25 protein-coding genes are annotated in these 26,702 nt (G+C 58.3%); 11 read left to right on the top strand and 14 right to left on the bottom strand.

Annotated features, from left to right (window positions below):
• Positions 1 to 4: 4 nt before the first annotated feature.
• The 5 genes from FHX08_RS01720 to FHX08_RS01740 form a co-directional block, all read right to left on the bottom strand.
• On the bottom strand, positions 5 to 322 hold the full coding sequence (locus FHX08_RS01720) for an ArsR/SmtB family transcription factor (RefSeq protein ID WP_113208129.1): 318 nt from the start codon (positions 320 to 322) through the stop codon (positions 5 to 7).
• A 114-nt stretch (positions 323 to 436) separates the two neighbouring features.
• Complete coding sequence (locus FHX08_RS01725; RefSeq protein ID WP_132653589.1) at positions 437 to 1,186, bottom strand: HugZ family protein; 750 nt, start codon at positions 1,184 to 1,186, stop codon at positions 437 to 439.
• Positions 1,187 to 1,325: 139 nt separating this feature from the next.
• Positions 1,326 to 2,372, bottom strand: a complete 1,047-nt coding sequence (gene choV / locus FHX08_RS01730) for a choline ABC transporter ATP-binding protein (protein ID WP_132653590.1) — start codon at positions 2,370 to 2,372, stop codon at positions 1,326 to 1,328.
• Positions 2,369 to 3,214 (bottom strand): choline ABC transporter permease subunit, encoded by an 846-nt coding sequence (gene choW, locus FHX08_RS01735; RefSeq protein ID WP_132653591.1) that lies wholly within the window; start codon positions 3,212 to 3,214, stop codon positions 2,369 to 2,371. Before choW ends, choV begins: the two co-directional genes overlap by 4 nt.
• Before the next feature lie 77 nt (positions 3,215 to 3,291).
• Entirely contained in the window at positions 3,292 to 4,248 is a 957-nt protein-coding gene (locus tag FHX08_RS01740; RefSeq protein WP_132653592.1) for a choline ABC transporter substrate-binding protein, read from the bottom strand.
• A 236-nt stretch (positions 4,249 to 4,484) separates the two neighbouring features.
• Between FHX08_RS01740 and FHX08_RS01745 the strand changes: the two genes are divergently transcribed.
• From FHX08_RS01745 to FHX08_RS01755, 3 genes are all read left to right on the top strand, one after another.
• Positions 4,485 to 5,087 (top strand): thymidine kinase, encoded by a 603-nt coding sequence (locus FHX08_RS01745; protein ID WP_132653593.1) that lies wholly within the window; start codon positions 4,485 to 4,487, stop codon positions 5,085 to 5,087.
• 73 nt (positions 5,088 to 5,160) lie between these two features.
• Positions 5,161 to 6,234 carry a hypothetical protein gene (locus tag FHX08_RS01750; protein ID WP_132653594.1) on the top strand — a complete coding sequence of 358 codons (1,074 nt, stop codon included), beginning with the start codon at positions 5,161 to 5,163 and terminating at the stop codon, positions 6,232 to 6,234.
• 150 nt (positions 6,235 to 6,384) lie between these two features.
• The gene (locus FHX08_RS01755; protein WP_132653595.1) at positions 6,385 to 7,506 is read left to right on the top strand and encodes a DUF2333 family protein; all 1,122 of its coding nucleotides are present in this window, start codon (positions 6,385 to 6,387) and stop codon (positions 7,504 to 7,506) included.
• Between the two features lie 11 nt (positions 7,507 to 7,517).
• Here FHX08_RS01755 and FHX08_RS01760 read toward each other — a convergent pair whose 3' ends face one another.
• From FHX08_RS01760 to FHX08_RS01770, 3 genes are all read right to left on the bottom strand, one after another.
• On the bottom strand, positions 7,518 to 7,979 hold the full coding sequence (locus tag FHX08_RS01760) for a diguanylate cyclase (RefSeq protein WP_132653596.1): 462 nt from the start codon (positions 7,977 to 7,979) through the stop codon (positions 7,518 to 7,520).
• Between the two features lie 46 nt (positions 7,980 to 8,025).
• Positions 8,026 to 8,751 (bottom strand): LuxR family transcriptional regulator, encoded by a 726-nt coding sequence (locus FHX08_RS01765; RefSeq protein ID WP_132653597.1) that lies wholly within the window; start codon positions 8,749 to 8,751, stop codon positions 8,026 to 8,028.
• A gap of 145 nt (positions 8,752 to 8,896) precedes the next feature.
• Entirely contained in the window at positions 8,897 to 9,358 is a 462-nt protein-coding gene (locus FHX08_RS01770; protein WP_007824522.1) for an Lrp/AsnC ligand binding domain-containing protein, read from the bottom strand.
• A 112-nt stretch (positions 9,359 to 9,470) separates the two neighbouring features.
• On the opposite strand from FHX08_RS01770, the gene putA reads away from it, so the two are divergent.
• Together putA and FHX08_RS01780 are read left to right on the top strand one after the other, a co-directional pair.
• The gene (gene putA, locus FHX08_RS01775) at positions 9,471 to 12,587 is read left to right on the top strand and encodes a bifunctional proline dehydrogenase/L-glutamate gamma-semialdehyde dehydrogenase PutA (RefSeq protein WP_132653598.1); all 3,117 of its coding nucleotides are present in this window, start codon (positions 9,471 to 9,473) and stop codon (positions 12,585 to 12,587) included.
• Positions 12,588 to 12,680: 93 nt separating this feature from the next.
• Complete coding sequence (locus tag FHX08_RS01780) at positions 12,681 to 14,357, top strand: hypothetical protein (RefSeq protein WP_132653599.1); 1,677 nt, start codon at positions 12,681 to 12,683, stop codon at positions 14,355 to 14,357.
• An 86-nt stretch (positions 14,358 to 14,443) separates the two neighbouring features.
• Here the strand turns inward: FHX08_RS01780 and FHX08_RS01785 are convergent, their stop codons facing one another.
• A complete protein-coding gene (locus FHX08_RS01785; protein ID WP_132653600.1) occupies positions 14,444 to 14,971 on the bottom strand; it encodes a TIGR00645 family protein in 528 nt (175 codons plus the stop codon).
• A 156-nt stretch (positions 14,972 to 15,127) separates the two neighbouring features.
• Between FHX08_RS01785 and FHX08_RS01790 the strand changes: the two genes are divergently transcribed.
• The gene (locus tag FHX08_RS01790; RefSeq protein WP_132653601.1) at positions 15,128 to 16,807 is read left to right on the top strand and encodes a formate--tetrahydrofolate ligase; all 1,680 of its coding nucleotides are present in this window, start codon (positions 15,128 to 15,130) and stop codon (positions 16,805 to 16,807) included.
• Between the two features lie 206 nt (positions 16,808 to 17,013).
• Here the strand turns inward: FHX08_RS01790 and FHX08_RS01795 are convergent, their stop codons facing one another.
• On the bottom strand, positions 17,014 to 18,009 hold the full coding sequence (locus tag FHX08_RS01795) for an extensin family protein (protein WP_409527386.1): 996 nt from the start codon (positions 18,007 to 18,009) through the stop codon (positions 17,014 to 17,016).
• On the opposite strand from FHX08_RS01795, the gene FHX08_RS01800 reads away from it, so the two are divergent.
• The 3 genes from FHX08_RS01800 (at position 17,910) to FHX08_RS01810 (ending at position 22,876) form a co-directional block, all read left to right on the top strand.
• Positions 17,910 to 18,326 carry a hypothetical protein gene (locus FHX08_RS01800; RefSeq protein ID WP_165911877.1) on the top strand — a complete coding sequence of 139 codons (417 nt, stop codon included), beginning with the start codon at positions 17,910 to 17,912 and terminating at the stop codon, positions 18,324 to 18,326. The genes FHX08_RS01795 and FHX08_RS01800 overlap by 100 nt on opposite strands.
• A complete protein-coding gene (locus FHX08_RS01805) occupies positions 18,211 to 20,442 on the top strand; it encodes a TonB-dependent hemoglobin/transferrin/lactoferrin family receptor (protein ID WP_132653602.1) in 2,232 nt (743 codons plus the stop codon). The genes FHX08_RS01800 and FHX08_RS01805 overlap by 116 nt, the downstream gene beginning before the upstream one ends.
• Before the next feature lie 244 nt (positions 20,443 to 20,686).
• The gene (locus tag FHX08_RS01810) at positions 20,687 to 22,876 is read left to right on the top strand and encodes an anthranilate synthase (RefSeq protein WP_132653603.1); all 2,190 of its coding nucleotides are present in this window, start codon (positions 20,687 to 20,689) and stop codon (positions 22,874 to 22,876) included.
• A gap of 69 nt (positions 22,877 to 22,945) precedes the next feature.
• On the opposite strand, the gene FHX08_RS01815 is transcribed toward FHX08_RS01810, so the two are convergent.
• The 4 genes from FHX08_RS01815 to FHX08_RS01830 all read right to left on the bottom strand — a co-directional run bounded on the left by FHX08_RS01815 (position 22,946) and on the right by FHX08_RS01830 (position 24,999).
• Positions 22,946 to 23,110, bottom strand: a complete 165-nt coding sequence (locus FHX08_RS01815) for a DUF1328 domain-containing protein (protein WP_132653604.1) — start codon at positions 23,108 to 23,110, stop codon at positions 22,946 to 22,948.
• Between the two features lie 100 nt (positions 23,111 to 23,210).
• On the bottom strand, positions 23,211 to 23,732 hold the full coding sequence (locus FHX08_RS01820; protein WP_132653605.1) for a hypothetical protein: 522 nt from the start codon (positions 23,730 to 23,732) through the stop codon (positions 23,211 to 23,213).
• A gap of 95 nt (positions 23,733 to 23,827) precedes the next feature.
• A complete protein-coding gene (locus FHX08_RS01825; RefSeq protein ID WP_132653606.1) occupies positions 23,828 to 24,508 on the bottom strand; it encodes a GNAT family N-acetyltransferase in 681 nt (226 codons plus the stop codon).
• Positions 24,505 to 24,999 (bottom strand): MarR family winged helix-turn-helix transcriptional regulator, encoded by a 495-nt coding sequence (locus tag FHX08_RS01830; protein ID WP_132654296.1) that lies wholly within the window; start codon positions 24,997 to 24,999, stop codon positions 24,505 to 24,507. The genes FHX08_RS01825 and FHX08_RS01830 overlap by 4 nt, the downstream gene beginning before the upstream one ends.
• 253 nt (positions 25,000 to 25,252) lie before the next feature.
• Here FHX08_RS01830 and emfA point away from each other — a divergent pair, with 253 nt between their 5' ends.
• Together emfA and queF are read left to right on the top strand one after the other, a co-directional pair.
• On the top strand, positions 25,253 to 26,167 hold the full coding sequence (gene emfA, locus FHX08_RS01835; protein ID WP_132653607.1) for a CDF family cation efflux transporter EmfA: 915 nt from the start codon (positions 25,253 to 25,255) through the stop codon (positions 26,165 to 26,167).
• Positions 26,167 to 26,631, top strand: a complete 465-nt coding sequence (queF, locus tag FHX08_RS01840) for a preQ(1) synthase (protein WP_132653608.1) — start codon at positions 26,167 to 26,169, stop codon at positions 26,629 to 26,631. Before emfA ends, queF begins: the two co-directional genes overlap by 1 nt.
• Positions 26,632 to 26,702: the final 71 nt, after the last annotated feature.

The following is a 26,702-nucleotide window of genomic DNA, read 5'->3' on the forward strand; positions in this document are numbered from 1 at the left end:
AACATCAGGCAGCGGACCTGCTGCGGTTCTGGGTCACATAGATATCCTCGAGTGTTGCGAGGATTTTCATGACCGGTTCGGAGTTGCTGGAGTAGTAGATCGTCTGTGCATCACGACGGGTCTTGACCAACTTCTGAGCGCGCAATTTCGACAGATGCTGGGAGAGGGCCGACTGGCTCAAGCCGACCTGAGTGGCGAGAACGCCGACAGGCACTTCTCCCTTTACCAGGCTGGTGAGGATCAGCAAACGCTTGGGGTTGGCCATGGCCGATAATAAAGCTGCCGCCACATTGGTGTGCTCGGCCAAATCAGAGGTTTCCATATTTTTCTTCCTAATGCGAAACGTACATCATCCGTACAGGCACAGGCCGTCAGACGGTTCTTTGACTGACGGCGAAAACTAGCAATTGGGCTCGAAGATTGTATATACCTAAATTTAAGGTACCAGGTATGCTATTTTAGATATGTTTGAACAAATGTGATCTAAATCCTCAGCGGGTATGTCGAACTCGTAACGCAACAATAAGTCACCTGAAATCATATCAAAACCTTCAGAATCGACCCCACATATGCGCCAAGGGCCTGGTTCAGAGACCTTTAGCCTGGATATCAGCGCCGACATCAGATTTGGATGGCGCGCTACTAAATCTTGCACTGCTGCGTCAGCTTTTTCAGCGATGTCGTCGTTTGATTGGGAGTGAATCACCAGATCGCTGCCTTCCAAAATGTAGGCACGACCGAAGCCGCCATTAAGGCTGGCCGATTGCGGGATGAGGCGAAAGAAGCGGAAATCCGGAAAATCGATATAGAGTTTCGCCTTGGCGTGGCGGCCGAGAAAACGGGTGCGAATGCGTGTATGGAGGGGCGTGTCGCGGTCCACCAGTTCCGCACGGCATTGGGTCGTCAGGCGGGCATAGGCGAGCGGATCGCCCTTGCCTGGCTCGCCGGTCAGCAGCGACGCCCTGGCATCGGCGGCGATCGCTTTTGTGTGGGCCGAGAGCGCGGAAACCAGAATGACCGGCACGCCGTCAATGTCGGTGCCGAGAAGAACCCGGCTTGCGAAGGGAAAGCCGGTTTCAGGATCGAGAACGGCAAGGGCCGCGAAGCGGGCGGAGCGCAGGAGGGTGCGTGCCAGCTTGCGGGCTTCGTCGTCGGTTTCGCGCAAAGTGGATGACGGTTCTTTCATATCCGCTATGTTGCAAAGCGGAGTGAATGGATCAAGTCTAAAGCGCGCCGTCATCTCCAGGATGCAGGTGCCACGCTTCAGGTTCTTGTTCCGGCTGCCGTCACTGCAAAACCGCTGCACAGTTTTGCGGTGACGCGCCTTATTCCTTGCGCCTGTGCCGCGTCAGGCCGGTGACGACATCCTGCGCCGAGATGGTGCCGATGACCTGGCCATTGTCGACCACGCCGATGCTGCCGGGCTGCCGGGAGAGGGCATCGAGAATATCGACAAGCGATGTCGTGGGGCGTGCGGTGGCGCTAACCGACATGCCGATTGCCGCATCGCCGAGCCCGGGCTGCATGACGTCGCAGGCCGTCAGCATATTAATCGGGTTCATGTTCTGCACGAAATCGGCGACATACTGGTCGGCCGGGTTCTTGACGATTTCCTGCGGCGTTCCGCACTGAATGATCCGTCCGCCCTCCATGATAGCAATGCGATTTCCGATGCGGAATGCCTCGTCGAGATCGTGGCTGACGAAGAGGATGGTCTTCTTCAGCCGCCGCTGGAATTCCAGCAACTCGTCCTGCAGTCGCGTGCGGATCAACGGATCGAGCGCTGAGAACGGCTCATCCATCAGCAGGATCGGAGCACCGGTGGCGAATGCCCGGGCAAGGCCAACGCGCTGCTGCATGCCGCCGGAAAGTTCATTGACCTTGCGGTCCGCCCATTTGGTGAGGTTGACGAGTTCGAGCTGCTCTCCGACGCGGTTCTTGCGTTCCGCATCCTTCATGCCGGCGAGTTCGAGGCCGAAGCCGACATTTTCGGCGACGGTCCGCCATGGCAGGAGAGCGAACTGTTGGAACACCATGGAGACGGTATGCGTGCGCAGATCGCGCAGCGCCTTGGCATTGCATTTGTATGGGTTCACCGGCCCTGTTGCCGTCGAAACGGCGACGTCGCCGCGCACGACGGGTGCAAGTCCATTGACGGCGCGCAGAAGTGTCGACTTGCCGGAGCCAGAAAGCCCCATCAGCACGAGGATTTCGCCTTCCTGTATCGTCAGCGACGCGTTGGCCACACCGAGAACGAGGCCCGTTTCGGCGCTGATCTCATCGCGCGTGCGTCCCTTATCGACCATGGCGAGTCCGATTTCCGGCCGGTCGCCGAAGATGATGCTGACGTCGTTGAAACTGACCGCGGTCATGCGCCATCTCCTTCGCCTGCGGTGCGGAACATGCGGTCCAGAATGATTGCCAGGATGACGATACAGAAACCGGCCTCAAAACCCTTGGCGATGTTGACCGTGTTCAAGGCACGCACGACGGGTACGCCGAGACCGGGAGCGCCAACGAGCGCGGCGATGACAACCATCGAGAGGGAGAGCATGATGGTCTGTGTCAGGCCGGCCATGATCTGCGGCGTTGCAAAGGGCAGCTCGACCTTGCGAAGAACCTGCATCGGCGTCGCGCCAAAGGCGACGGCGGCCTCGACTAGGGAAGGGGGCGTCGAGATGATGCCGAGACGGGTGAGGCGGATAGGGGCAGGGATCGCGAAGATGACGGTTGCGATCAGGCCTGGCACCATGCCGAGGCCGAAAAGGATAAGGGCTGGAATCAGATAGACAAAGGTCGGGATGGTCTGCATGAGGTCAAGCACGGGTCGCATGGCCGCATAGATCCAGGCGCGACGGGCAGCTGCAATGCCGAGTGGAATGCCGATCACCATGCTGACGAAAGTTGCGGCGAGCACGAGCGCCAGCGTTTCTGTCGTCTCTTTCCAGTAGCCCTGGTTCATGATGAGCAGCAGCCCAAGACAGGTGAAGACCGCTACCGTTATCGATCGGCGCAGCCACCAGGCGACGAGGCTGATGATAAGGATGGCAATCAGCGGATTGGGCGTCTGCAATAGGAAAAGCAGGCCGTCGATGACGTGCGATAGCAGAGCGGAGAGTTGCTTGAAGAACCATTCGCCGTTCGTCGTCAGCCAATCAACTGATGATTTGGCCCAGGGGCCAATGGGAATTTTAGCGTCAGTGATCCAATTCACGAGGCGCGCCTGTCTTTTGAGAACGAAGATCGGGATGAAAATGAAAACGGGGCGGCAGGTCCGCCCCGTTCATCTCATCAGAGGCCGAGGCCGGACTTGATAGCCGCAAGGCCATCACCGCTGCCATCGCGCGTCTTGACGCCGGCAAGCCAGGGCTCGACCGCTGACGGATTAGCCTTCAGCCACTCACCCGCTGCCTTTTCCGGATCTTCACCGTCGTTCAGGATCTTGTTCATGATCTCATTCTCCATCTTCAGGGAGAACTTCAGGTTCTTGACCAGCGTCCCGACATTCGGGCATTCGCCGAGGTAACCGGCACGCACGTTGGTATAGACTTCAGCGCCGCCGAAGTTCGGTCCGAAGGTATCATCGCCGCCCGACAAATAGGTGATCTTGAAGTTGGTATTCATCGGATGCGGTTCCCAGCCGAGGAAGACGATAGGCTTGCCTTCCTTTTCGGCGCGGGCGACCTGCGCCAGCATGCCCTGCTCGGAGGATTCGACAAGTTCCATGTCCTTCATGCCGAAGGTGTTCTTGTCGATCATGTCGATGACGTGGCGGTTGCCGTCATTACCGGGCTCGATGCCGTAGATCTTGCCGTCGAGATCGCTCTTGTGAGCGGCGATATCCTTGAAGTCCTTGATGCCGAGTTCGGCGCCCTTGGCATTGGTCGCCAGGGTGTACTTGGCGCCGACGAGGTTCGGACCGTAGGACTCGACAGACTTGTCGTCGAGATAGGGCTGGATATCCCCCTTCTGGGACTGCATCCAATTGCCAAGGAAGACGTCGATGTCCTTGTTCTTCATCGACGTATAGGTGACCGGCAATGAGAGAACCTTGACGTCGGTTTCATAGCCGAGCTTCTTGAGGAGCAGGGAAGCGGTTGCAGTGGTGGAGGTGACGTCCGTCCAGCCGATGTCGGAAAGATGGACAGTGGAGCAGCTTTCGGGATCAGCGGAGAAGGCGACGGTCGCAACGGAGAGGGCAGCGACAGCAGTTGCGGTAACGAGTTTGAATGCGCTTGTTGTTTTCATTTTAGACTCCCAGTCTTACGTTCCCAAGCCAACCATCATTAGCCCAGTTTTACAAGCAATCTCGGCGCGTTTGCGGCGTTCCGGCCTATGTGATTGCGACGCACTCGCGTTTTTTGGGAATGCCTCGTTTTCAAGGCTTTTGGCGATTTTAACATCGGGATTTCCTGTGATTATCGATTCGCCGGGGCTTTTCTTTGCGTTCTCCAGCTTCCAAGAAGCCAGACAAGGAGAATCCGATGGCAAAACTCTATTTCAACTACTCGACGATGAATGCCGGCAAGTCGACGATGCTGCTGCAGGCCTCCTACAATTACCAGGAGCGCGGCATGCGCACGGTTCTCTTGATTGCGGCCTTCGACGACCGGGTCAGGAGCGGCGTTATCGGATCGCGTATCGGGCTTGAAGCGGAGGCCATCCCTTTCGAAAGCGACAGCGATCTCTATGGGCTGATCCGGCAACTCGGCGCTGAGGGGCAGCCGATCTCCTGCATTTTCGTCGACGAGGCGCATTTCATGACGCGCGATCACATCTGGCAACTGGCGCGTGTGGTCGACAGGCTCGGCATCCCCGTTATGGTCTACGGCTTGAGGACGGATTTCCAGGGAAAACTCTTCCCGGCCTCGCAGGAACTGCTCGCGATTGCCGATGAGATGCGCGAGGTGCGCACTATCTGCCATTGCGGACGCAAGGCGACGATGGTTGTCCGGCTCGATGCCGATGGCAAGGTGCTGCACGAGGGCGCGCAGATCGATGTCGGCGGGAATGAGAAATATGTTTCGCTGTGCCGTCGCCACTGGGACGATGCAATGAACGGCGAATGGATTGCCGAGCCGGTCTGAGCAGGTTGACGCCTGTTTTCTTTGCCGTGGCAAATGACTAATCTTGAAAACGGAGATTCCCTGGGAGTGCCCCGTGCGCAAGAGCCCACCCTTCGATAGCCAGTATACTGCTGCCCGAGACCTTGCAGAGGCGATGGGCGGCGAGGCCGCTTATTGCGCCTCCTGTATCTCGAGCTTCGACGGCGATGGGACGCGCTCATCCGACGAGACGTTCCTCGAGCAGAATACACGCTTCCAGGCCTTCCTCAACGACAGCGCTACGCTCGATGCGCTGCTTGCGGAACTCGTCTTTTCGCTCGACCGGTTGACATCGAAGGTTTCGGCCGATCTCGACAGTTTTCGCGGACTAACGCGACGCGAAAAGATAGCCGGGTGGTTCTCTCGACAGCGCATGTGGCGCATGCACAGCGCGCGGGTGCGCGAGGCGCCGGTCGTGGAGCAGCTGCTCGATCTGCTGACAAAATCCGATCTTCTGGCAATGCTGCTCGAAGGCCAGAGGCGGTCCCTTGTCGAGCGTCACAGGGGCGCGGAACTCAGCCTCGTCGACATTGTCGAGCATCGGCGGCGGCTGGTCGACAAGATCGACATTGCGCGAATGCGTATGAAGGAGCTCAACGCCAAGGCATTGAACGCACAGGGCCGTATCGGCGTCTATGGCAACAAGGCTCATTGGGAGCAGATGGAGACGGAGCGTCAGGCGCTGATCGCCGAAGCCGAGCGAATTTCCGTCGAGGAACATGCAATGCGCGACGAGAGCCAGCGGCGCGAACGCTTCATCGGCATGTTCCAGGCTTTCGTCGACAGGCTGAACAGCCGCATCGCCGGCTGCAACGTGCTCATCCGAAAGCTCTCGGTCGATACGGAGGAGCGGCTCATCATCTATCAGGCGCAGGTCGATACCGAGCGGCCGGGCACAAAGATGAGGATCAGACCGGAGCTTTTTCCGAACATCGCTCCCTCCATCGCTCTTTTCGAGAAGGGCATGCTGGTGCCCCAGGATCTGGTTCAGCGCAAAAGTCGTGCCGACCAGGAATTTGCCCGCAAATTCCCCGTTTATGCCGAGGAACGGTCCGATGCACCACTAATCGACGTGGTGCGCAAATCCCCCATGCTGGGGCTCGGATTCCTGCGTTCGCTGCGTTCCTGACAGGCGACGAGGGAGGCACTCCTGTATCGTCGTGTCTGGCTCACGCATCGTTTGGCCGAAATATCCTTGTCCGTTGTTGTACTTGGACGATCGAGCGCATATGTGGATGGAAAGAGATATCCCCGTTTCGCCGCCTGACAGGAGACGACGATGCTCGACCGGATTGCCGGTTTTTTCAAACTGATCGGCCGGACGATCAGCCGATGGGTTCGCCTTTTTGCCGCCTGGGCCTTTTGGCCGTTCCTGGCCGCGCACGGATGGTACACTCGGCGGACGTGGCTCATCCGGCTGCCGATCCTGGCGTTTTTCGCGCTCCTCGTCGTTCTCTACGGCTATTTCATATGGCAGACGCAGATCTGGTCAAATTTCAACACTAGTTTCGTCGATCAGTATCGTCTTTCTGATCGTAAGGTGCCGGCTGGGCAAGAAATTCCCGCGGCAGACGGGAGTGCTGCCAAGACCTGCCAGCGCTCGGCAATCGTCGATGTCGCGGCGGACCTGACGGATTTCAACGTCAACCAGAATGCCTGGATATCATCGATGGTGCTCTATAAGATGGGCTTCTTCGGGGTCGACTGGGATCACACGCCCTTCCTTGACAACAAGGCATCTTTCCAGCGCGGCATCAACCAGGCCGTCCGCCGCACATCGGTGGAGCTTGTCGATACGCTGGGGCGTGTGCGCGGCACGTCCGGCATCAACAACGATCTGCAGAATGCGCGGGGCAATCTGCAGTTCGACGAATATAGCTGGTATTTCGGCCTCAGTCCTTTCGGACCGAAGACGCCGACGCCAGCCTATTATCGTGCAGCGATCAACAGCCTGCGCAAGTTCAATACCGATCTGGCCGCCTGCAATGCGGTCTTCGACGGTCGCGCCGACAACCTTATCCAGTTTATCGACCGTATCGCCAACGATCTAGGCAGCACGTCCGACATGCTGGCTGAGCGCTCGGAAAACCACAATCGCGGCTGGTTCGACACGCGTGCCGACGATCGCTTCTGGTTCGCCTATGGCCAGCTCTACGCGTATTACGCGATTCTTTCGGCGGCCCAGTCGGACTTCTCTCAGGTTGTGTCGGAGCGAAACCTCGGAGCAATTTTTGCTAGTACGACACGGCAATTCCAGGCGGCACTTCGCGTCCAGCCGGCGATCATTTCCAACGGACGCGAGGATGGCTGGATCATGCCGAGCCATCTTGCGACGATGGGCTTCTATATATTGAGGGTACGTTCGAACCTCGTGGAAATCCGTGCCGTGCTCGACCGCTAGGTCCATGCGGCTTAAGCCGGAGAGCCGCCGTCCTCGAAGCCGACGATGCGCATCTTCTCGACGAATTCATAGGTGATGCCGACAATGCCGCCGCCGCTGAGATCGTCGCGGAACTGGCCGACGGTACGCACCATCTTGTAGCCGCCGAGCCTGTTGTCGACGCGATAGACGTAGTGGAAGCCGACCCTGTAAAGGCTTGCCTGCTCGAAAGTTTCGACGATCAGCAACCGGTCTTCTTCATGAATGCGCGACATGAGTTCGGTCAGATTGACCGGGCCTTCGCTGTAGGGAAGATCGAAAATCTGGTGGACGTCTTCGCTGGCGAAGAAATGCCCCGTCTCGAGGTTCATACGCCAGAAGCCGAAGAGGCGATAGGCGGCGAACATCGTCAGCGCTTCGGCATCGGTAATATCGATATGGGCTCGGGATTGCGGCCGATGCTCGGTGGCCGGCTGTTCGAAACGAAGAGGCACGGTTTCCCCCTAATTCGGGATGACGCGCTGATTCTCTTCTGATTCCTCAGCTGATCAGCTTCAATCGGATGGCTTTTGCTACCAACTGGGTGCGGTTGACGCAATCGAGTTTTTTAATTGCGTTGGTCATATAGGCATTTACCGTATGGTCCGAAAGCGCCAGGATCTGGCCGATCTCGATCGAGGTCTTGCCCTGCGCGGTCCAGCGCACAACCTCCAACTCACGCGCCGAAAGCGCATTATGTGCGCTTTCCTCGTTGCGCTTGACAGCGTTGTAGGTATCAAGGGCGTAGAGAACGATCATCGCGAGTTCGTTGATTTCGCTCTGGCCGAGGGGTGCGCGCTCGCCAGCGAACCAAAAGACGAGGCGTTGCCCATCGGCGGAATTGATCGGCATCGCGAGGCCGGCCATCATGCGGCGCTGGAGCATCAAATTTCTGATGTCGCCAGGAAAGGCTTGGGCATGGCCCGGATCGCTGAGGTGCCAGACCTGCGGTACGGCCGATTCCCTCATGCGGGCGGCAAAGGGACAGGCGCGCAACATGTGTCCGCGGTCGAAATCCCTGATGTAAGAAGCTGGAAGCAAGCTCTCTATGATCAGCGGCTTGAGCAGCAGATCTTCCGGAGAGGGCGCGTTCAGCAGAGTGACATATTCAAAACCGAAAGCCGCCGCCAGCCTGCCAAGCGCTTGCGCAAACAGGCCGCGCGTACGCGCCACCGCCAATTCGTTTGACAGCAAGGACTGCCTTTCAGAGGTAGTCATGTAAGACATTATATGCCCCCGCAAGTCTTCATGTTACCGCTATCAAATACATAAATCCGTATGCATGCTAGTGGTAATTGACTTAGCACACACTGATTAATTCATTTCGTGAAAAATTAACCAGGCGAAAAACGCGTTTAAGTTGGTCTTTGCTCTATACAGGTAGAAGGGCGGTGCCCTTTACCTCTTCCATGACTGCATAGGTGTGCGTTTCGCGTACGCCGGGGAGAGAAAGAATCACTTCAGAGAGGAATTGACGATAAGCTTCCATCCCCGCCATGCGCGCCTTCACCAGATAGTCGAAGCCTCCTGCGACCATGTGACATTCCATGACGTCGTCGCTGCGTTTTACTGCGGCAGCAAAGGCATCAAAAACGTCAGGTGTGGTGCGATCAAGTTTAACCTGTACGAAGACGAGAAGATTTCGACCGAGCTTTTCCGGTGAAAGAATTGCCATGTAGCCGGTGATATAACCATCCCGGGTCAGCCGTTTGACGCGTTCCGCCGTTGCCGTCGGCGACAGGTTGACGCGCTCGGCGAGCTCTATGTTCGAAAGCCGACCCTCCTTCTGCAATGCGCGGAGAATCTTGCGGTCGAGACGGTCAAGCTCTTTCATTTTTCGCGGCCTTTCACGCGGTCGGTAGGCAAAGATCATGCTGGCTGGCTTCAGTTTAGTGAAAAACGCCACGAATGAACAGCTATGTTGCCGAAATCACGGAGAACCCTTCATGTCGACCCAGATTTCCACGCCTTTTACTCCATTCAACGCTCCATTTGCCGGTGACGACGATCGTCTGCTGCATGGTTTTGCCGAGGGCCTTCGCTTTTCAGCCGCGCAGGATATGGCGATCGACAACCGTGCGAGTGGCATGATCGAGGCGATCCGAAACAATTCCGGATCGATCGGCGGCGTGGAAGATTTCCTGCGGGAATATGGCCTTTCGACCAAGGAAGGTTTGGCACTGATGGTGCTTGCCGAGGCGCTGTTGCGCGTGCCCGACGCGCTGACGCAGGACAAGCTGATTGAGGACAAGCTCAAGGAGGGCGGCTGGAGCGAGCATGAGGGAAAGGCCGACAGCTGGTTCGTTTCGGCCTCGGCCTGGGCGCTCGGCCTTTCGGCTCGTATCATCCGCCCCGGCGAAACGCCTGAAGGCGTGGTGCGCGGCCTGGTCAAACGCATGGGTCTGCCGACAGTGCGCAATGCAACCAAGCAGGCCATGCGTTTCCTCGGCCATCATTTCGTGCTCGGCGAGACGATCAAGGATGCGCTGAACCGCGCGGCCAAAAGCGAAGAGAAGGGCTATCGCCACTCCTTCGACATGCTGGGCGAGGGAGCGCGCACGGCTGAGGACGCCAAGCGTTATTGGCAGTCCTACGCGATGGCGATCGAAGCAATCGGCGGCTGGATGGCGAAGAACGGCAAGGCCAAGGAGCTGCCCGACCGCATGGGCATCTCGGTCAAGCTCTCGGCGCTGCATCCGCGCTATCTCGCCACCCATCGCGACCGGGTGATAAAGGAGCTCGTGCCCGATCTCCTGAAGCTTGCGCAGATGGCTAAGGCCCACCAGCTCAACTTTACCATCGATGCCGAAGAGGCGGATCGGCTGGAACTGTCGCTCGACGTGATCGCGGCCGTGTTTTCCGATCCGTCGCTCGCCGGCTGGGATGGTTTCGGTCTCGCGATCCAGGCCTATCAGAAACGCGCTGTCGCCGTGATTGACTATATCGACGGGCTATGTGCAAAGCACGGCCGCCGCATGATGGTGCGCCTTGTCAAGGGCGCCTACTGGGATACCGAGGTCAAGCGGGCGCAGGAGCGCGGGCTCGACGATTATCCGGTCTGGACACGCAAGCAGGCGACGGACCTTTCCTATCTCGCCTGTGCGCAGCACATGCTCGCCAAGCGGGCGCGTATCTTCCCGCAATTTGCCACCCATAATGCTCTGACGGTTTCCACCATCCTGGAACTTGCCGGCAATGACCGTTCCGGCTTCGAGTTCCAGCGCCTGCATGGCATGGGCGAGAGCCTCTACAATCACCTGCTGAATTCAAACGATCGCATCGCTTGCCGCATCTATGCGCCAGTTGGCGGCTATCGCGATCTGCTCGCCTATCTCGTGCGCCGGCTTCTCGAAAACGGTGCCAATTCTTCTTTCGTCGCCATGGCCGGCGACAAGAACGTGCCGATCAAGGCACTGCTGGAGCGTCCGGCAGACAAGCTGGAATTCGATGTCGGCGCCTGCGCGCGTAACAGTAAGATTCCGATGCCGCTGCATCTCTATGGTAAGCGCAAGAACAGCGCCGGGCTGGAATTCGGCCACCGCGCAACGCTTGAGAAGCTGATGGGCAATATCAGCAAGGGCCTCGCCGCCATTTCGGCCACACCGCTCATCCCCGGCGTCGCAGCCAGTGGTGCGGATGTGCCCGTCATCTCGCCCTCCGATCATTCAAAGACCGTCGGCTCTGTCCGCAACGCCACTACGGCGGATATCGACAAGGCCTTCGCTGTCGCAGGCAAGGGCTTCAAGAGCTGGTCGCGCCGCTCCGTCGAGGAGCGCGCATCGGCGCTGGAGCGCATGGCCGATCTTATGGAGGAAAACCGCGACAGGCTGCTGGTGCTTCTGGCCGCAGAAGCCGGCAAGACGCTCGATGATGGCGTTGCCGAAGTACGCGAAGCCGTGGATTTCTGCCGCTATTATGCCGGCGAGGCGCGACGTCTATTCGGCACGGTGACCAAGATGCCGGGGCCGACCGGCGAGGACAATCGCTACCTCTGGCGCGGGCGCGGCGTCTTTGCCTGCATCTCGCCCTGGAATTTCCCGCTGGCGATCTTCCTCGGACAGATTTCGGCAGCCCTTGTTTCCGGCAATGCGGTGTTGGCAAAGCCTGCGCCGCAGACGCCGCTGATCGCCTATGAGGCGGTCAAGCTGTTCCACAAGGCCGGCGTGCCGGAAGAGGCACTGCTTTTTGTCCCCGGCGGTCCGGATGTCGGCGCTGCGATCACGGCGCATGCAGCCCTTGCTGGCGTAGCCTTCACCGGTTCGACGAAGACGGCCTGGGCGATCAACCGGGCGCTTGCCGCCAAGGACGGGCCGATCGTGCCGCTGATTGCCGAAACCGGTGGCCTCAACGCCATGGTGGTCGATGCAACCGCGCTCGGCGAGCAGGTGGCCGACGACGTCGTCCTCTCGGCTTTCCGTTCCGCCGGCCAGCGCTGCTCGGCCCTCCGCCTGCTCTTCCTGCAGGAGGACGTCGCCGAACATATGACGCAGATGATCGAGGGCGCTGCGCGTGAGCTGCAGCTCGGCGATCCCGCACTCGAAACCACCGATGTCGGCCCGATCATCGACGAGAAGCAGAAGGCGATGCTGGAAGCCCATATCGCCGATATGCAGAAAACACAGAAGGTGCGCTATGCCGGCAAGGCGCCTGATGGCGGCAGCTTCTTCGCACCGCATATTATCGAACTCGACAAGCCCGCGGCTTTGACCAAGGAAGTCTTCGGGCCTGTCCTGCATATCGTCAAATGGAAGGCGAAGGAGCTGCCGAAGGTCCTGCAGGATATCCAAGCCTCCGGCTACGGCTTGACGCTCGGCGTCCACAGCCGCATCGAATCCACGATCCGCACCGTCACCGATGCGCTCGATACCGGCAATGTCTATGTGAACCGCAACATGATCGGCGCCGTCGTCGGCACCCAGCCTTTTGGTGGCTCGGGCCTGTCCGGAACCGGCTTCAAGGCTGGCGGCCCGGCCTATCTGCAGCGATTTGCACTTGAACAAGTGATCTCGGTAAACACCGCTGCCGCAGGCGGCAATGCCAGCCTGATCGCAATGGGGGAGTAAAGTAGGGTACGGCAGCAAGCGTCGATATCTCGCTTGCTGCCGCTTAATACAGTTGCTAAGCGTATCAATAGATACAACTGAGGCGATCTAATCGTGCGTTTTGCAATTTTCTCTTCGATCAAGTATCTGTTTTCTCGAATAATACTTGTCTTACTTCTTTCCAGCCTCCCAATCGGTGCTGCGCTTTCGCAGGCTGCGGAGAAAAAGCAGTCAGAACATCCAGCCATGAGCTTCATCATTGTGCGCAGTTCTGTTTGCAAGGAAGACTGTCCGGAATGGATCTCGGCCGAGGGACGCATTACTTCCGATACACCCGCCCAAATGAGAAAGATTCTCAAGAAGATCGGAAACAGGAAAATGCCGGTCGTATTCCGTTCGGAAGGCGGGGATGTGAACGCTGCCTATTCCATCGGACGAATGATCCGCAAGGCTGGGCTGGACACCGCTGTCGGTGGTACGAGGCTTGAGGGCTGCCCACCCGAGGATCTCCGTTGCATTGCTGGCATGGCGCGGAATGGCGCTTCAGCAGGATCTACGTATTCGTATGGAGCGTATTGCGTTTCTGCATGCCCGCTGGCTTTGGCGGGTGGTGCGACGCGGGTTTCGTCCCAATGGGCCTACATCGGCGTTCATCAGATAACCACCGTCTACAGCAAGATGCGCGTGTCCTATCGCATTGAATATAAGATGGTGAATGGGAAGAGGCAGGAAGTCTCTCGCAAGGAGATTGGCCGCAAGGTTACCGGGCAAAGCAGCTCCACCAAGCTAGGCAAAAAAGCTACCGCGACTCTGAAGGCCTATCTGAAAGAAATGGGAGTCAGCGACGACATCGTTGAGTTGATGATGAGTGCTGCACCCGACAGCATGGCGATGGTCGCGCCGACTGAAGCACTTCGGACGGGTCTGATCACGGATATGCTGGCTTACAACGAATGGCCGGGCATGCCGCTCTGCGCGCAGGACGCAGCGGCGGATGCCGTATGCTACCGCCATCCGGGGCCCAAAGCGGTTGTCGCTGAGGCGCCGATTAAGCCTGCGACCGTATTCTCAAGCTATCCTGCGCCTAAAACCCATCCGATGGACTTTCTCCTGATGTACAATGGCAATTGCCAGGAAGAGTGCACACAGTGGATCTCGGCGGATGGCGACATCATGCCAGATACACCGAGCCAGCTGGAAACGATCTTGAAGACGCTCGGCGACAGAAAATTGCCGATCGTCTTTCAGTCCTTTGGTGGCGACAAGGATGCAGCCTTCGCAATGGGGCGTATGATCCGAGCTGCAGGCCTCGATACGTCGATTGGTAGAACGCGCTTGCCGAATTGTCCGATGGAGGATCCGCGTTGCACGGCGAGCATGGCCAAAAGCGGGCCGACCGAGGGGGAAGTCTTTGCTGGTGGTGCGTACTGTTTTTCAAGCTGCACCCTTGCCTTCATGGGCGGAACGTCGCGGCTCGTGGGAAGGACATCCGCTCTTGGTCTCAGTCAGCCGGCGAGCAGGCTTACGGAGGCTGACCGCGAAAAATTCATCGCCTATTTCAGCGAGATGGGCGTTAGTCCAGAGGCCTTCGACACGATGATGATAACGCCGTCTTTCGGGAGAGGCGATATATATCCGCCTCAAGCGCTCAAGCTTGACATCATCGATGGCGTGATCCCCTACGATGAGGAGCCTGGCCTTCACTTCTGCGGACCGAACGCGAAGGAAAGCGTTCGGTGCCCCAGAGAATCCGAGGCGGTAATCGTTCCGGGTTCTGCTTCGGTTAACTGATACCGGATCTCCGAAAAGAGGCGCCGTCGCGACACGGCGCTTTGTTGCAACCCGTCCTTGCTAAATATTTCCGGCTTTATGCCGCTTTACTCCTTGTCCTTCAGGTCATTCTTTGAGGTCACGCTCATCAGCTTCTCAAGGAAGCCGAGCATGACCGCAGACACGACGAAGGCCAGATGCATGAAGGTCAGCCACATGATCTTGCCATCCTCATACTGATTGACGTTGAGGAAGACCTGCAGCAGGTGGATAGAGGAAATGGCGACGATGGAGGAGGCGACCTTGATTTTCAGGCTGCCGGAATCGAGCTTGCCGAGGAAAGAGACTTCGCCTTCCTTTTCAGCCTCGTCGAAGCGGCTGACGAAATTCTCATAGCCAGAGATCATCACCATGACGATGAGGCTTGCGACGAGTGCCGCATCGATGAGACCGAGCATGGCGAGGATCATTTCGGCCTCGCCGAGCTCAAACACGCTTCCTGCGACCTTCAGGAACTTGAAAGCGAAGGACACGGCGTAGACGGCGAGCGCCAGCACGAGGCCAACGTAGAAAACCACCAGCAACCAGCGGCTGGAAAGAATGATGCGCTCGACGAGGAGCTCGAGTGATTTCATGGTTGGCTCCGTAAAGCCCAGAATCGCTTGTTCCTAATAAGCAGCCGAACAAGCGGGCCGCAAGCGCAGCTCTATTCACAGTTTGGGCATATTTCGCTATCTCGTTGAATAAACGCCCGAGTCCGTCACGCGCTCAGAAAGCGGGGAACCTGATCCATGGCTGCCATTAAGTCCGATATCGAAATCGCGCGTGCGGCAACGAAGAAGCCGATCTTCGAGATCGGCGCCAAGCTCGGCATCCCGCCGGAGCAACTGGTTCCCTACGGTCACGACAAGGCCAAGGTCAGCGCCGAGTTCATTGCCGCACAGGAAGACAGGAAGGACGGCAAGCTGATCCTCGTCACCGCCATCAATCCGACGCCGGCGGGCGAGGGCAAGACGACGACCACGGTCGGCCTCGGCGACGGGCTGAACCGCATCGGCAAGAAGGCGATCGTCTGCATACGCGAAGCTTCGCTCGGTCCCTGCTTCGGGGTGAAAGGCGGGGCGGCGGGCGGCGGTTATGCGCAGGTCGTGCCGATGGAAGACATCAACCTGCATTTTACGGGCGATTTCCACGCGATCACCTCGGCACACAATTTGCTCGCGGCGATGATCGATAACCACATCTATTGGGGTAACGAACAGAATATCGATCTGCGCCGGATCACCTGGCGGCGGGTGATGGACATGAACGACCGGGCGTTGCGCAGCATGGTCTCCTCGCTCGGTGGCGTGTCCAACGGCTTTCCGCGGCAAAACGGCTTCGACATCACTGTGGCGTCCGAAGTCATGGCAATTCTCTGTCTGGCGAGCGATCTCAAGGATTTGGAGCGCCGGCTCGGTGACATTATTATCGGCTACCGCTTCGACAAGACGCCGGTCTATGCCCGCGACCTCAAGGCGGACGGCGCCATGGCCGTGCTCCTGAAGGATGCCATGCAGCCCAACCTCGTGCAGACGCTCGAAAACAATCCGGCCTTCGTACATGGCGGGCCTTTCGCCAACATCGCCCATGGCTGCAACTCGGTGATCGCGACGAAGACGGCGCTGAAGCTCGGCGAATATGTCGTGACGGAAGCGGGCTTCGGGGCCGATCTCGGGGCTGAGAAATTCTTCGACATCAAGTGCCGCAAGGCGGGATTGAAGCCGAGCGCTGCCGTGATTGTCGCGACAGTCCGGGCGCTGAAGATGAATGGCGGCGTGAAGAAGGACGATCTCGGCACGGAAAATGTGGGGGCGCTGCTTCGTGGCTGCTCCAACCTTGGCCGCCACATCGCCAATGTGCGCCGGTTCGGTGTGCCTGTTGTGGTTGCGATCAACCACTTCCTTTCGGATACGGATGCGGAAATCGCCGCTGTGAAGGAATTTGTCGCGCGCCACGGCGCAGAAGCCATTCTCTGCCGCCACTGGTCGGAGGGTTCGGCCGGCATCGAGGACCTCGCCTATAAAGTGGTGGAACTTGCCGAGTCCGGGCAGGCGAAGTTCGAGCCGCTCTATGGTGATGACCTGCCGCTTATCGAAAAGATCGAGATCGTCGCATCGAAGATCTATCACGCGGGCGAAGTGACGGCCGACAAGGCCGTGCGCGATCAGCTCGCGGCTTGGGAGGAGCAGGGCTACGGCAAACTGCCAGTCTGCATGGCGAAGACTCAATATTCGTTCTCGACAGATCCGAACCTGCGCGGCGCACCTGAGGGGCACGTGGTATCCGTGCGCGAAGTGCGCTTGTCGGCAGGTGCGGGCTTCGTCGTCGTTATCACCGGCGAGATCATGACCATGCCCGGTCTGCCGAAATCACCGTCGGCGGAACGAATTTTCCTGAATGACCAGGGCTACATTGAGGGGCTGTTCTGATCCTCAGTGGCGTTCGCGCTGTTGATGGCGAGATGACGCCGGCGTTTCCCGAAAACAACAAGCCCACGGCAGCCCAAAGCAGGCAGAAGATGATACAGGCTGCGATAGCCTTCATACGCTTTCGATCCTCGACCTCATCGTCCTGAGACTTTGATTTGGGGATCTGAGGAACCGATTCAAGCTGTTATCTCAAGTGCCTGAAATATTTAGTGGCAGTAGCGATAGCTGCCTTGCCTTTCGATCACGTCCATATGGAAATGAGTCTCATGGGCTGCGTCGCTCTCCGGATCGAGTACCGTCGTAAAATAAAGGCAGGCTGCCGCGCTCACAGTGCGCTGGAATGCGCCGGTCAGTGTGGAATCCTCACGGCGTGAGCGGATGGCGACATCCTCGCCCTTTTCGAAGCTGAAGCTTGCAATGTCAATCGCGTTGCCGCGGGCATGTTCGGAAATCTTGCCTGTTTCGGCGCTGTTGCGCAGGCGGCAGATGTAAGCGGAGGCCTGATTGATCGTGGTGATACCGCCGCTTTCCGGCAGGGCGACCGAGACTGCGGGAATGACGCTTCCCTTCATCCATCGCGCCAGCGCCAGTGCCGTCGGGCAGCGCAATGTTGCTTCAGGTTTCAGTTTGATGCCGGGCAGGGCCTCAGAGACAACGATCGGCTTGTCGATGCCGCAGCCGTTGCCACCATCGATACGGGATGTCTCTCTGAAGACGACGCCGAGGCCCTGCAATTCTCTAGTACATTCTGCATGGTCCGCATCGCTTTCGGGCTCGATGGTTAGGTGCTGTTCCTCAAGGGTCTGTTCGCCTGGTGTTGGTGGCTTCTGTTCTTCCGACGGAGCAGGAGGTAACTCGTCCTTTCCGCTTGGTGGGGCGGGAGGGATTTCGGCAGGTTTGGGCTGAGGCGCTGGAACTTCCGAAGCTGGCAGTGGTGTCTCCGGCTTCTGCTCGGGCGCTGCTTCCTGCGGAGACTTGGGAGCTTCTTTCGCTTGCGGCTTCTTTTCCGGTTCGGGGGCCGCGGGGGCCTCAACTGCTGTTTCTGGCTTTGCTTGCGGCACCGGGCCGTTTCGCGGCAGTCTTGCTCCGGGGAGCAGGGCGAGTGCGGCAAGAAGGACCGCCATCTTCCGAAATTCTCTCACATGTCTTTCCCGTCGTCGATCGCGCGGAGAGGAAACGCAAGAGCGGCGAATTCGTTGCAATTGCGCAACGTTTGCTGACTTCGTTAAAACTTGATGATCTTATTCAAGATAAATCGGCGCTATATATTGACAATAAAAGTCATGTTTTTTATGCGGCAAAAAGAAGGCGGCCGTTGGGGCCGTTCTACGTGCCTAGCCAGCCCCTCGTGCATCTGATGCCGACCAGCCAGCCCGGTTATTCATCACTCAAGGGTTGGTTTCATGGTTCTTGGACGTTGGCGTTCCGCGCTTTTGGTCTGCACAGCAGCCGCAATTACTTTTCCGCTTTCACATGCCTTCGCGCAGAGCGTCACACCCGCCGCGACCACGACGGATGAAAAGTCCACCGTGTTGGCGCCGATCGTCGTGAAAGGTTCTCGTGCTGTAAAGGATGCCGGCAGCGCAGCGGACAGCCCGATGGTCTCGGAGACGACTGCCGAACAGATCGATCAGAAGCAGATCACCAGTATCGAAGATCTCGGTCGCACTACCGAACCTGGCGTTTTCTTCAACGTCAACAATGAGAGCGTCAATATCCGTGGTCTCGAACAGAGCCGCGTGCTGACGACAATTGACGGTATTCCGATTCCTTATCTCGACGACGGCGCGCGCGGTGCCGAAGGCGGAAGCAACACCTTCAACTTTGATTCCCTTTCGACAGTTGACGTTTTGCGGGGAGGGGACTCCAGCCGAGCCGGTTCCGGTGCTCTCGGCGGCGCACTGCTTCTGCGGACGCTGGAGCCGGAAGATCTTATCGATCCGAATGCGACATGGGGCGGTATTTTCAAGTTTGGCTACGACAGTAAGGATCGCAGCTTCGGAGGTTCCGCCGCCGTCGCGAAACGCATCGACAATACTGCCATGTTGTTCCAGGGCGATTATCGGAAGGGCCACGAGTCTGAGAACAACGGTGACGTTGGCGGATACGGCGCGACGCGCACCGAGGAAAATCCGGAAGACTACCGTTCGAAAAATTTCCTCTTCAAGCTTCGTCAATATACGGATAGTGGCCATACTTTCGGGCTGACCGGCGAACATTATGACAAGGATCGCGACATCGATCTTATGACGGGGCAGGGGCTTACCGGCACCTATCGTCCAGGCAACCGCAATACGTTCAATGATGCCAAGCGCGACCGTGTATCGCTGGATTACAAATATGAAGCCACGGACGCGGATAGCCTGATCGATCGGGCAAATGCGGTGTTCTACTGGCAGGATGTTGTAAAAAACGCCGGCGATGACAGCATTCGCAGCACCTCGCCGATCGGTATCTTTAAACGTGACAACGAATTCGAGCAGCGGGCGATCGGCTTTGCCGGAAATGCCGAGAAGAGTTTCGAAGAAGGCGGTTTCAATCACAAAGTAACCGCCGGGCTGGATATTTCGTTCTCGACGGCAAGCCAGTATTCCTCTGGTGAGGACAATTGCGGGCCAGGACCGTTCGCGCCGTTCGCTGCGTGTAACTTCCTGCATACAAATCAATCCGATATGCCCGACGTCGACGGCAAGAGGGTTGGTTTCTTTATCGATGACAAGATCTCGGTCGATGACAGCCCCTTCTCGCTGACACCGGGTGTCCGTTTCGATTGGTATGATTACAGCCCGAAGCAGACGGCTGCTTATGAAGAGAACCCTGCCTATGATGGTCTGCCAGCTGGGCAGAGCGATAGCCAGCTCTCGCCGAAGCTGCGAGCATCCTTCGAGCCTCGCGAGGATGTCGAAATCTACGCGCAGTGGTCGATGGGCTTCCGTGCGCCTGATGTTCAGGAGCTCTATCTCGATTATGGCGCGCCGGGCAGTTACCTCAACCTTGGAAATCCGGATCTGAAGCCGGAAACCAGCCAAGGCATCGAAATCGGCGCGAATTTCGGTGATGACGACCTCGGTGGTCACCTCGGTCTGTTCTACAACAAGTATCGCGACTTCATCGATACCGAGTCTATCACGGACACGACCGGCACATATCCCCTCGGCATTACTTCGTACTTCAACCGTAACCATGTCCGTATTTACGGTATTGAAGCCAACGCGCATAAGACCTTCGACAATGGCTTCCATGTCTCGGCCGGTATCAGCTATATGAACGGCATCGATACAGACACCAACGAAGTCATTCGATCGGTTACACCCTTCAAGGCGATTGCCAGTGCCGGTTATGCCGCCGAAACCTGGGGTACCGATGTCACTTTCAACGCTTCGACCGGAGCGAAGGATGACGGCAACCCAAAGACGTTCGATGCGCCGGGATATGGCGTCGTTGATCTGACTGCATGGTGGGAGCCCGAACAGATCAAGGGCATGACGCTTCGAGCTGGTGTCTATAACGTCTTTGACAAAACTTACTACGAGGCGGTCAATACGCAGACGCTTGCAGTGCCGGCTGCACAGCCGACGGAATATTATTCCGATGCCGGGCGCACTTTTAAGGTCACATTGACCCAGCGTTTCTAATATTCCCAGGGCGGCGTTGGGCCGCCCTTTTTGCTGCGCGAATGGCCCCCTTGCGCTTGGCCTCATCTCAGGCTAACAATTTTGCCCATGAAGAAGTCCTTGAACATTGCAGTTTGGTGGTGGGCTCGCTGAGGCGGCCTCGACCAATCGTGTCCAAAGACGACGAACGAGCCGCCCGAAACTTCGAGGCGGCTTTTTTGTTTCAAAGGCCGCCTTCGTCCGGGCCCGATAACGGAGTGGAACTATGGTAACGATCCTGCGGGATGATGGTGCGGAAATCTACGAGACCAGGGGCGGCATCACCGTCACGAGGCAAAGGCGAGCCATTCCCTATGCCGATGCGGTTTCGTCCTATGTCGACAAGCTCGACGAGCGGCGGGGCGCCGTCTTTTCCTCGAATTACGAATATCCGGGTCGTTATACGCGTTGGGATACGGCCGTCGTTGATCCGCCGCTCGGTGTTTCCTCCTTCGGCCGCAATGTCTGGATCGAGGCCCATAACGAGCGCGGCGAGGTTATCCTCGGCTTTATCGCCGAGCGGCTGAAGACGGTTCGTGAGCTAGAGCTTGGCGCATCGAGCGCACGCCGGCTCGACCTTACGGTGAAGATGCCGGATCGCGTCTTTACCGAAGAAGAGCGCTCGAAAATGCCGACGGTCTTTACCGTCCTTCGCGCCATCACCGATCTTTTCCACTCGCAGGCCGATGCCAGCCTCGGTTTTTATGGCGCCTTCGGCTACGATCTCGCCTTCCAGTTCGATGCGATCAATTTGAAGCTGGAACGGCCTTCCGATCAGCGCGACATGGTTCTCTACCTGCCGGATGAAATCCTCGTCGTCGATAACTACGCCGCCAAAGCATGGATCGATCGGTACGATTTCGCCAAGGATGGCAAGACGACCGAAGGCAAGGCCGAGGATATTGCGGCAGAGCCCTTCGTGCGCACCAATGCCATCCCGCCCAAGAGCGATCATCGTCCGGGCGAATATGCTGAACTTGTCGTCAAGGCGAAGGAGAGCTTCCGCAAAGGCGATCTTTTCGAAGTCGTGCCCGGCCAGAAATTCATGGAGCGTTGCGAAAGCAAGCCATCCGACATTTCCAAGCGGCTGAAGGCGATCAATCCGTCTCCCTACTCCTTCTTCATTAACCTCGGAAACCAGGAATATCTGGTCGGTGCCTCGCCGGAAATGTTCGTGCGCGTGTCCGGCCGCCGCATCGAGACCTGCCCGATCTCGGGCACGATCAAGCGCGGCGACGATCCGATCGCCGACAGCGAGCAGATCCTGAAGCTCTTGAATTCCAAGAAAGACGAGTCCGAACTCACCATGTGCTCGGACGTCGATCGCAACGACAAGAGCCGCGTCTGTGAGCCGGGCTCGGTAAAGGTCATCGGCCGCAGGCAGATCGAGATGTACTCGCGCCTCATTCACACGGTCGATCATATCGAGGGCCGCCTGCGCGACGATATGGATGCGTTCGACGGCTTCCTCAGCCACGCCTGGGCCGTGACTGTAACGGGTGCGCCGAAGCTCTGGGCCATGCGTTTCATCGAATCGCATGAGAAGAGCCCGCGCGCATGGTATGGTGGTGCGATCGGCATGGTCGGCTTCAATGGCGATATGAATACCGGCCTGACGCTGCGCACCGTACGCATCAAGGATGGTATTGCGGAAGTGCGCGCCGGCGCGACGCTGCTCAATGATTCGATTCCCGAGGAAGAAGAAGCAGAAACCGAACTGAAGGCCTCCGCCATGCTTTCCGCAATTCGTGATGCCAGGACGGGCAATTCCGGCAAGACCCAGCGCGATGTTGCATCTGTTGGCAAGGGCGTCAACATCCTGCTGATCGACCACGAAGACAGCTTCGTGCATACGCTGGCGAATTACTTCCGCCAGACGGGCGCTACGGTTTCGACCGTGCGCACGCCGGTGCCGGAGGAGATTTTCGACCGGCTGAACCCGGATCTCGTCGTCCTCTCGCCTGGTCCCGGCAATCCCAAGGATTTCGACTGCAAGGCGACGATCAAGAAGGCCCGCGCCCGCAACCTGCCGATCTTCGGCGTCTGCCTTGGCCTGCAGGCTCTCGCCGAAGCCTATGGCGGCGAGCTTCGTCATCTGGCGCTGCCGATGCATGGCAAGCCATCGCGGATACGCGTGCTGGAGCCGGGTATCGTTTTCTCGGGGCTAGCCAAGGAAGTCACTGTCGGCCGCTATCACTCGATCTTTGCCGATCCTTCGACACTGCCTCGGGAGTTCATCATCACTGCGGAGAGCGAGGATGGCACCATCATGGGCATCGAGCATGCCAAGGAACCGATCGCGGCGGTACAGTTCCATCCGGAATCGATCATGACGCTTGGCGGCGATGCCGGCATGCGGATGATCGAGAATGTGGTTGCGCATCTTGCCCGCCGGGCAAAGACCAAGGCGGCCTGACACCAAAGGCATAGCCAATAAAAAACCCGCCGGAGACGGCGGGTTTTTTAGGTGCGTTAGGTTGTCGGCCTAGACCCGCCGCATGAGCCGGACAACGATGGACACGACGAACAGCACCAGGAAGATGAAGAACAGAACCTGGGCTATCGAAGCGGATGCGCCGGCAATGCCGCCAAATCCAAGTACGCCTGCAATCAGGGCTACGACGAGAAATACCAGAGCATAATACAGCATCGCGATCTCCTTCAGCGGTTGCTGGCAAGGATAACGGAAGCGTGAGCGCTTCGTTCCATTGTGGCTGCAACAATTGGATTTGCGTGCTGACGAACTCTCTTCAGCCGAACTGCAAATCGGTCTTGAAAGACCAGTCCCCATCGCGCGGCATGGGCGGTTCTGCTGCCGCCAGATAGGACCTCGCCGGTCCCGTCAGCACGAACCAGAGGCAGGCGCCGATCATGAAATAGGTAACGGGCGGATCGTCCGAACGGGTAATGAAGGGAAGGCAGATGGCGGTGAAGAGGATGGCGAGCCGGACGGCCCATTCGGCCTCGCGCTTCAGGAAAGCCTTGGTCCTGAGCCTTTTGTAGGCAACGACGTCGTAACTATCCGCGTCGCGGCCGTTAAACAGCGACCAGGCCGAGGGGAGGGCAAGCATGACGATACCGCCGTAGCACAGAAGGAGCGCCGAGCCAGCGAGGAAATGGCTGGCTGCGACGACCAGCAGACCGGTCACGACAATGTTCCAGATCGGCTCAAGACGCTCGGGCGACAGGCCGGTCCGGATATGCCAGGCCCGCAAGAAGCTGGCCGCACCGTCGAGCAACGGTTGGTCGATATAGCGATTGATCCAATGCATGTCTCACGCGGTCCCCAATTGACTGCCGAGCCGTCAACATCATGCAATTTCGTCGCTATCATGGCACAAAGCGAACCTGCGGCGTTTTAGCGGGTCTATGCGCGGCGCTTGACGACGCGCAGATTCATTTCCGATCGCAGCTTGAAGCCGAGATCCTCGTAAAGCGTGATGGCGGGCGTATTGGTGTAATAGGCGTGCAGGAAGACGGTGTCGCCTCTGGCGGAAATTTCTCCGGCAACGAAGCGGAAAAGAAGAGTGCCAAGGCCGCGCCCCTGAAAATCGGGGTGCGTGCAAAGGCCGCTGAGCTCTCCAAATCCGGGATGTCGCAGGCGCTGGCCGGCCATGGCGACGAGACGGCCGTCGATCTTCACGCCCCAGAAGGTTCCGAGCCTTTGGGCGCCAAGCGTAAAGGGGCCTGGCTTGGTCAGCGTCGCCAAAGCGAGCATCTCTTCCGCATCATCAGCGGTAAGTCGTTGTAGCCTGCTGTCGGAAATGCGCTCATAGGGCCGCTCGGCGATCATCTGCACCAGTTTGCCTTCGGACACGACCGTCAGGCCATCCGGAATGGTCACCGGGCCGGCTTCGACAATTGCCATGACCTCGTCATCTGCCGGCAGGTTTTCGAGTGCTTCGAGGCTTTCTCGGCCGTCGTCGGCTGCTGCGGCGAAAGGAACGATGGAGGGCGGATAGCGCATCGCGCGTTTACCCCCCTCGGCAAGATCTGCGTGTGTCGTCTGAAGTGCGTTCCAGACCGGTCGATCGAGAACATGGTTCATGGTGTTTTCTCCGGTACGGCGCCGGCGCGGCGCATCAGCGGTGCTTCGGCCAGCCCGTCTTCGATTGCGGCAAGCTGCTCAAGCAGTGGGCCGTCGAGATCCCGGCAGAGATCGGCGACGGCGGCTGCGATGCGTGGCCAGACCTTTTGTCTCGAATACTCAACCAGTTCCTGCCCTTTCGGTGTCAGCGAAACGACCCTGCGCCGCTGATCCTCGGGCGACGACTGCATGTCGAGAAAGCCGAGTTCCATGAGCTGGGAAGCAGTTCGAGTCGCGCCGGGCTGGGTGATACCCACGGCCTGCGCCAGCTCCCCGATAGTGAGAGGGCCGAGCCTGTAGATGGCACCCAGGAAGGGATATTGCGCGGCCTGAATGGAGACGCCCAGTTCCTCGATCACCTGTTGTGTGTCGGCTTGCAGGCGTTCGCCGATCCGGCGGAAGCGGCTACCAAGGCATAGGTAGCCAAGCGATTTCACGACATCCTCAACCAAAGCAGGCTCCTCCATATTTTCATAACATGTTATATAAATAGTTATGTAACTGACGTCAATCACGCGAGTCGATTTAGAAGGCACGCCATTACTTGGGAAGAACGTCCTTTGTTTTATTCCGCCAAGGCCTTTGACATTTTGAGGCTGATTGCCCATATCACCCGCATTGGCCGCCTGCGCGATTCCCGCGTGGGCGGTTTTGCGTTTCAATGGCTTAGATGCTGCAATTCATTCGCATCCGCAGGGGGATGACATGAGCGACGAGGGCAATCTCACGGTTCGGAAACTGGCGTTCTGGGGCATTCCCGTGTCACTCGGTGTGATGGGGCTGAAGATGGTCGCCTGGTGGGTGACGGGCTCCGTCGCGCTGCTTTCGGACGGGCTGGAATCCTTCGTCAATGTGGTGGCGGCTTTCATCGCCTTTTTCGTCATCCGCTATGCACAGAAGCCGGCCGACCACGACCATCCCTTCGGCCATCACAAGGCGGAATATCTGTCGGCCGTCACCGAAGGCGTGATGATCGTCGTCGCAGCCTTGCTCATCGTCGAGGCGGCAGTCGGCCAACTTGCCGATCCGCGTATGCTCGAAGCGCCGGTACTCGGTCTTGCGATCAACTTCGCTGCCGGTGTCGTCAATGCCGTCTGGGCGCAGCTTTTGATCCGTGCTGGGCGAAAGCATCGCTCTGCGGCATTGACGGCGGATGGACAGCACATCATGTCGGACGTGGTCACTTCCGTTGGCGTTCTCGTTGGCCTGCTCCTGGCGCTTGCGACGGGCTATGCAATCTTCGACCCTATTCTCGCCATTCTCGTTGCGCTCAACATCCTCTATCAGGGCTGGAAGGTCATCTCCCATTCGATCGGCGGGCTTATGGACCAGGCTGTCGAGCCGCAGGAGGAAGAGGCGATCAAGCAGGCGATCGCCACCCATGCGTCCGGCTCGATCGGCGTGCATGATCTGAAAACGCGGCGTGCCGGTTCAGTGACTTTCGTGGATTTCCATCTTGTCGTGCCGGCAAAGATGACGGTTCGCGAAGCGCATGATATTTGCGACCGCCTTGAAGATGCCATTCGAGCAGCGCATGCGGGCGCGACCATTGCCATTCATGTGGAGCCGGAGGGCGAAAAGGCCCATGGCATCCGCGTCAAAGTGATCAAGGAGACCTAATGCCGAAGACAGACGTTTCCAGCCTTTCGATGCTGGGCCAACACACCGAAACCGCCAAGAGTCCGGAAGAGGCGGTCCTGGAAAAGGTGCCTGCCAATCATGCGGGCACCGACTATGTCGTGCGCTTCACCGCACCGGAATTCACCTCGCTCTGCCCGATGACCGGGCAGCCGGATTTCGCCCATATCGTTATCGACTATATTCCGAACGAATGGCTGGTGGAATCGAAATCGCTGAAGCTCTTCCTGCATTCCTTCCGCAATCATGGCGCCTTCCACGAGGATTGCTCGATCTACATCGCCAAGCGCATCGTCGAGCTTCTCGAGCCGAAATGGCTGCGTATCGGCGCCTACTGGTATCCGCGCGGTGGCATTCCGATCGACGTCTTCTGGCAGACCGGCAAACCGCCGGAAGGTGTCTGGCTGCCGGACCAGGGTGTTGCCACCTATCGTGGACGTGGGTGAGCCGCGGTTGGGGTGAGCCGCGGTCGGGCCCAGCCCGAGCAATCGATCCAGTGAATCGATTGCAGCGGCGA

This window comes from Rhizobium sp. BK529, assembly GCF_014194105.1.
Lineage (GTDB): Bacteria > Pseudomonadota > Alphaproteobacteria > Rhizobiales > Rhizobiaceae > Rhizobium.

Bases quoted from the DNA above. Each gene is read 5' to 3' on its own strand.
- FHX08_RS01815 (WP_132653604.1), bottom strand. From the start codon at position 23,110: ATGCTGTATTATGCTCTGGTATTTCTCGTCGTAGCCCTGATTGCAGGC.
- FHX08_RS01770 (WP_007824522.1), bottom strand. From the start codon at position 9,358: ATGAAAGAGCTTGACCGTCTCGACCGCAAGATTCTCCGCGCATTGCAG.
- choV (WP_132653590.1), bottom strand. From the start codon at position 2,372: ATGACCGCGGTCAGTTTCAACGACGTCAGCATCATCTTCGGCGACCGG.
- FHX08_RS01785 (WP_132653600.1), bottom strand. From the start codon at position 14,971: ATGAAATCACTCGAGCTCCTCGTCGAGCGCATCATTCTTTCCAGCCGC.
- FHX08_RS01810 (WP_132653603.1), top strand. From the start codon at position 20,687: ATGGTAACGATCCTGCGGGATGATGGTGCGGAAATCTACGAGACCAGG.
- queF (WP_132653608.1), top strand. From the start codon at position 26,167: ATGCCGAAGACAGACGTTTCCAGCCTTTCGATGCTGGGCCAACACACC.
- FHX08_RS01755 (WP_132653595.1), top strand. From the start codon at position 6,385: ATGCTCGACCGGATTGCCGGTTTTTTCAAACTGATCGGCCGGACGATC.
- FHX08_RS01740 (WP_132653592.1), bottom strand. From the start codon at position 4,248: ATGAAAACAACAAGCGCATTCAAACTCGTTACCGCAACTGCTGTCGCT.
- FHX08_RS01805 (WP_132653602.1), top strand. From the start codon at position 18,211: ATGGTTCTTGGACGTTGGCGTTCCGCGCTTTTGGTCTGCACAGCAGCC.
- putA (WP_132653598.1), top strand. From the start codon at position 9,471: ATGTCGACCCAGATTTCCACGCCTTTTACTCCATTCAACGCTCCATTT.
- FHX08_RS01745 (WP_132653593.1), top strand. From the start codon at position 4,485: ATGGCAAAACTCTATTTCAACTACTCGACGATGAATGCCGGCAAGTCG.
- FHX08_RS01725 (WP_132653589.1), bottom strand. From the start codon at position 1,186: ATGAAAGAACCGTCATCCACTTTGCGCGAAACCGACGACGAAGCCCGC.
- FHX08_RS01825 (WP_132653606.1), bottom strand. From the start codon at position 24,508: ATGAACCATGTTCTCGATCGACCGGTCTGGAACGCACTTCAGACGACA.
- FHX08_RS01820 (WP_132653605.1), bottom strand. From the start codon at position 23,732: ATGCATTGGATCAATCGCTATATCGACCAACCGTTGCTCGACGGTGCG.
- FHX08_RS01765 (WP_132653597.1), bottom strand. From the start codon at position 8,751: ATGTCTTACATGACTACCTCTGAAAGGCAGTCCTTGCTGTCAAACGAA.
- emfA (WP_132653607.1), top strand. From the start codon at position 25,253: ATGAGCGACGAGGGCAATCTCACGGTTCGGAAACTGGCGTTCTGGGGC.
- FHX08_RS01720 (WP_113208129.1), bottom strand. From the start codon at position 322: ATGGAAACCTCTGATTTGGCCGAGCACACCAATGTGGCGGCAGCTTTA.
- FHX08_RS01790 (WP_132653601.1), top strand. From the start codon at position 15,128: ATGGCTGCCATTAAGTCCGATATCGAAATCGCGCGTGCGGCAACGAAG.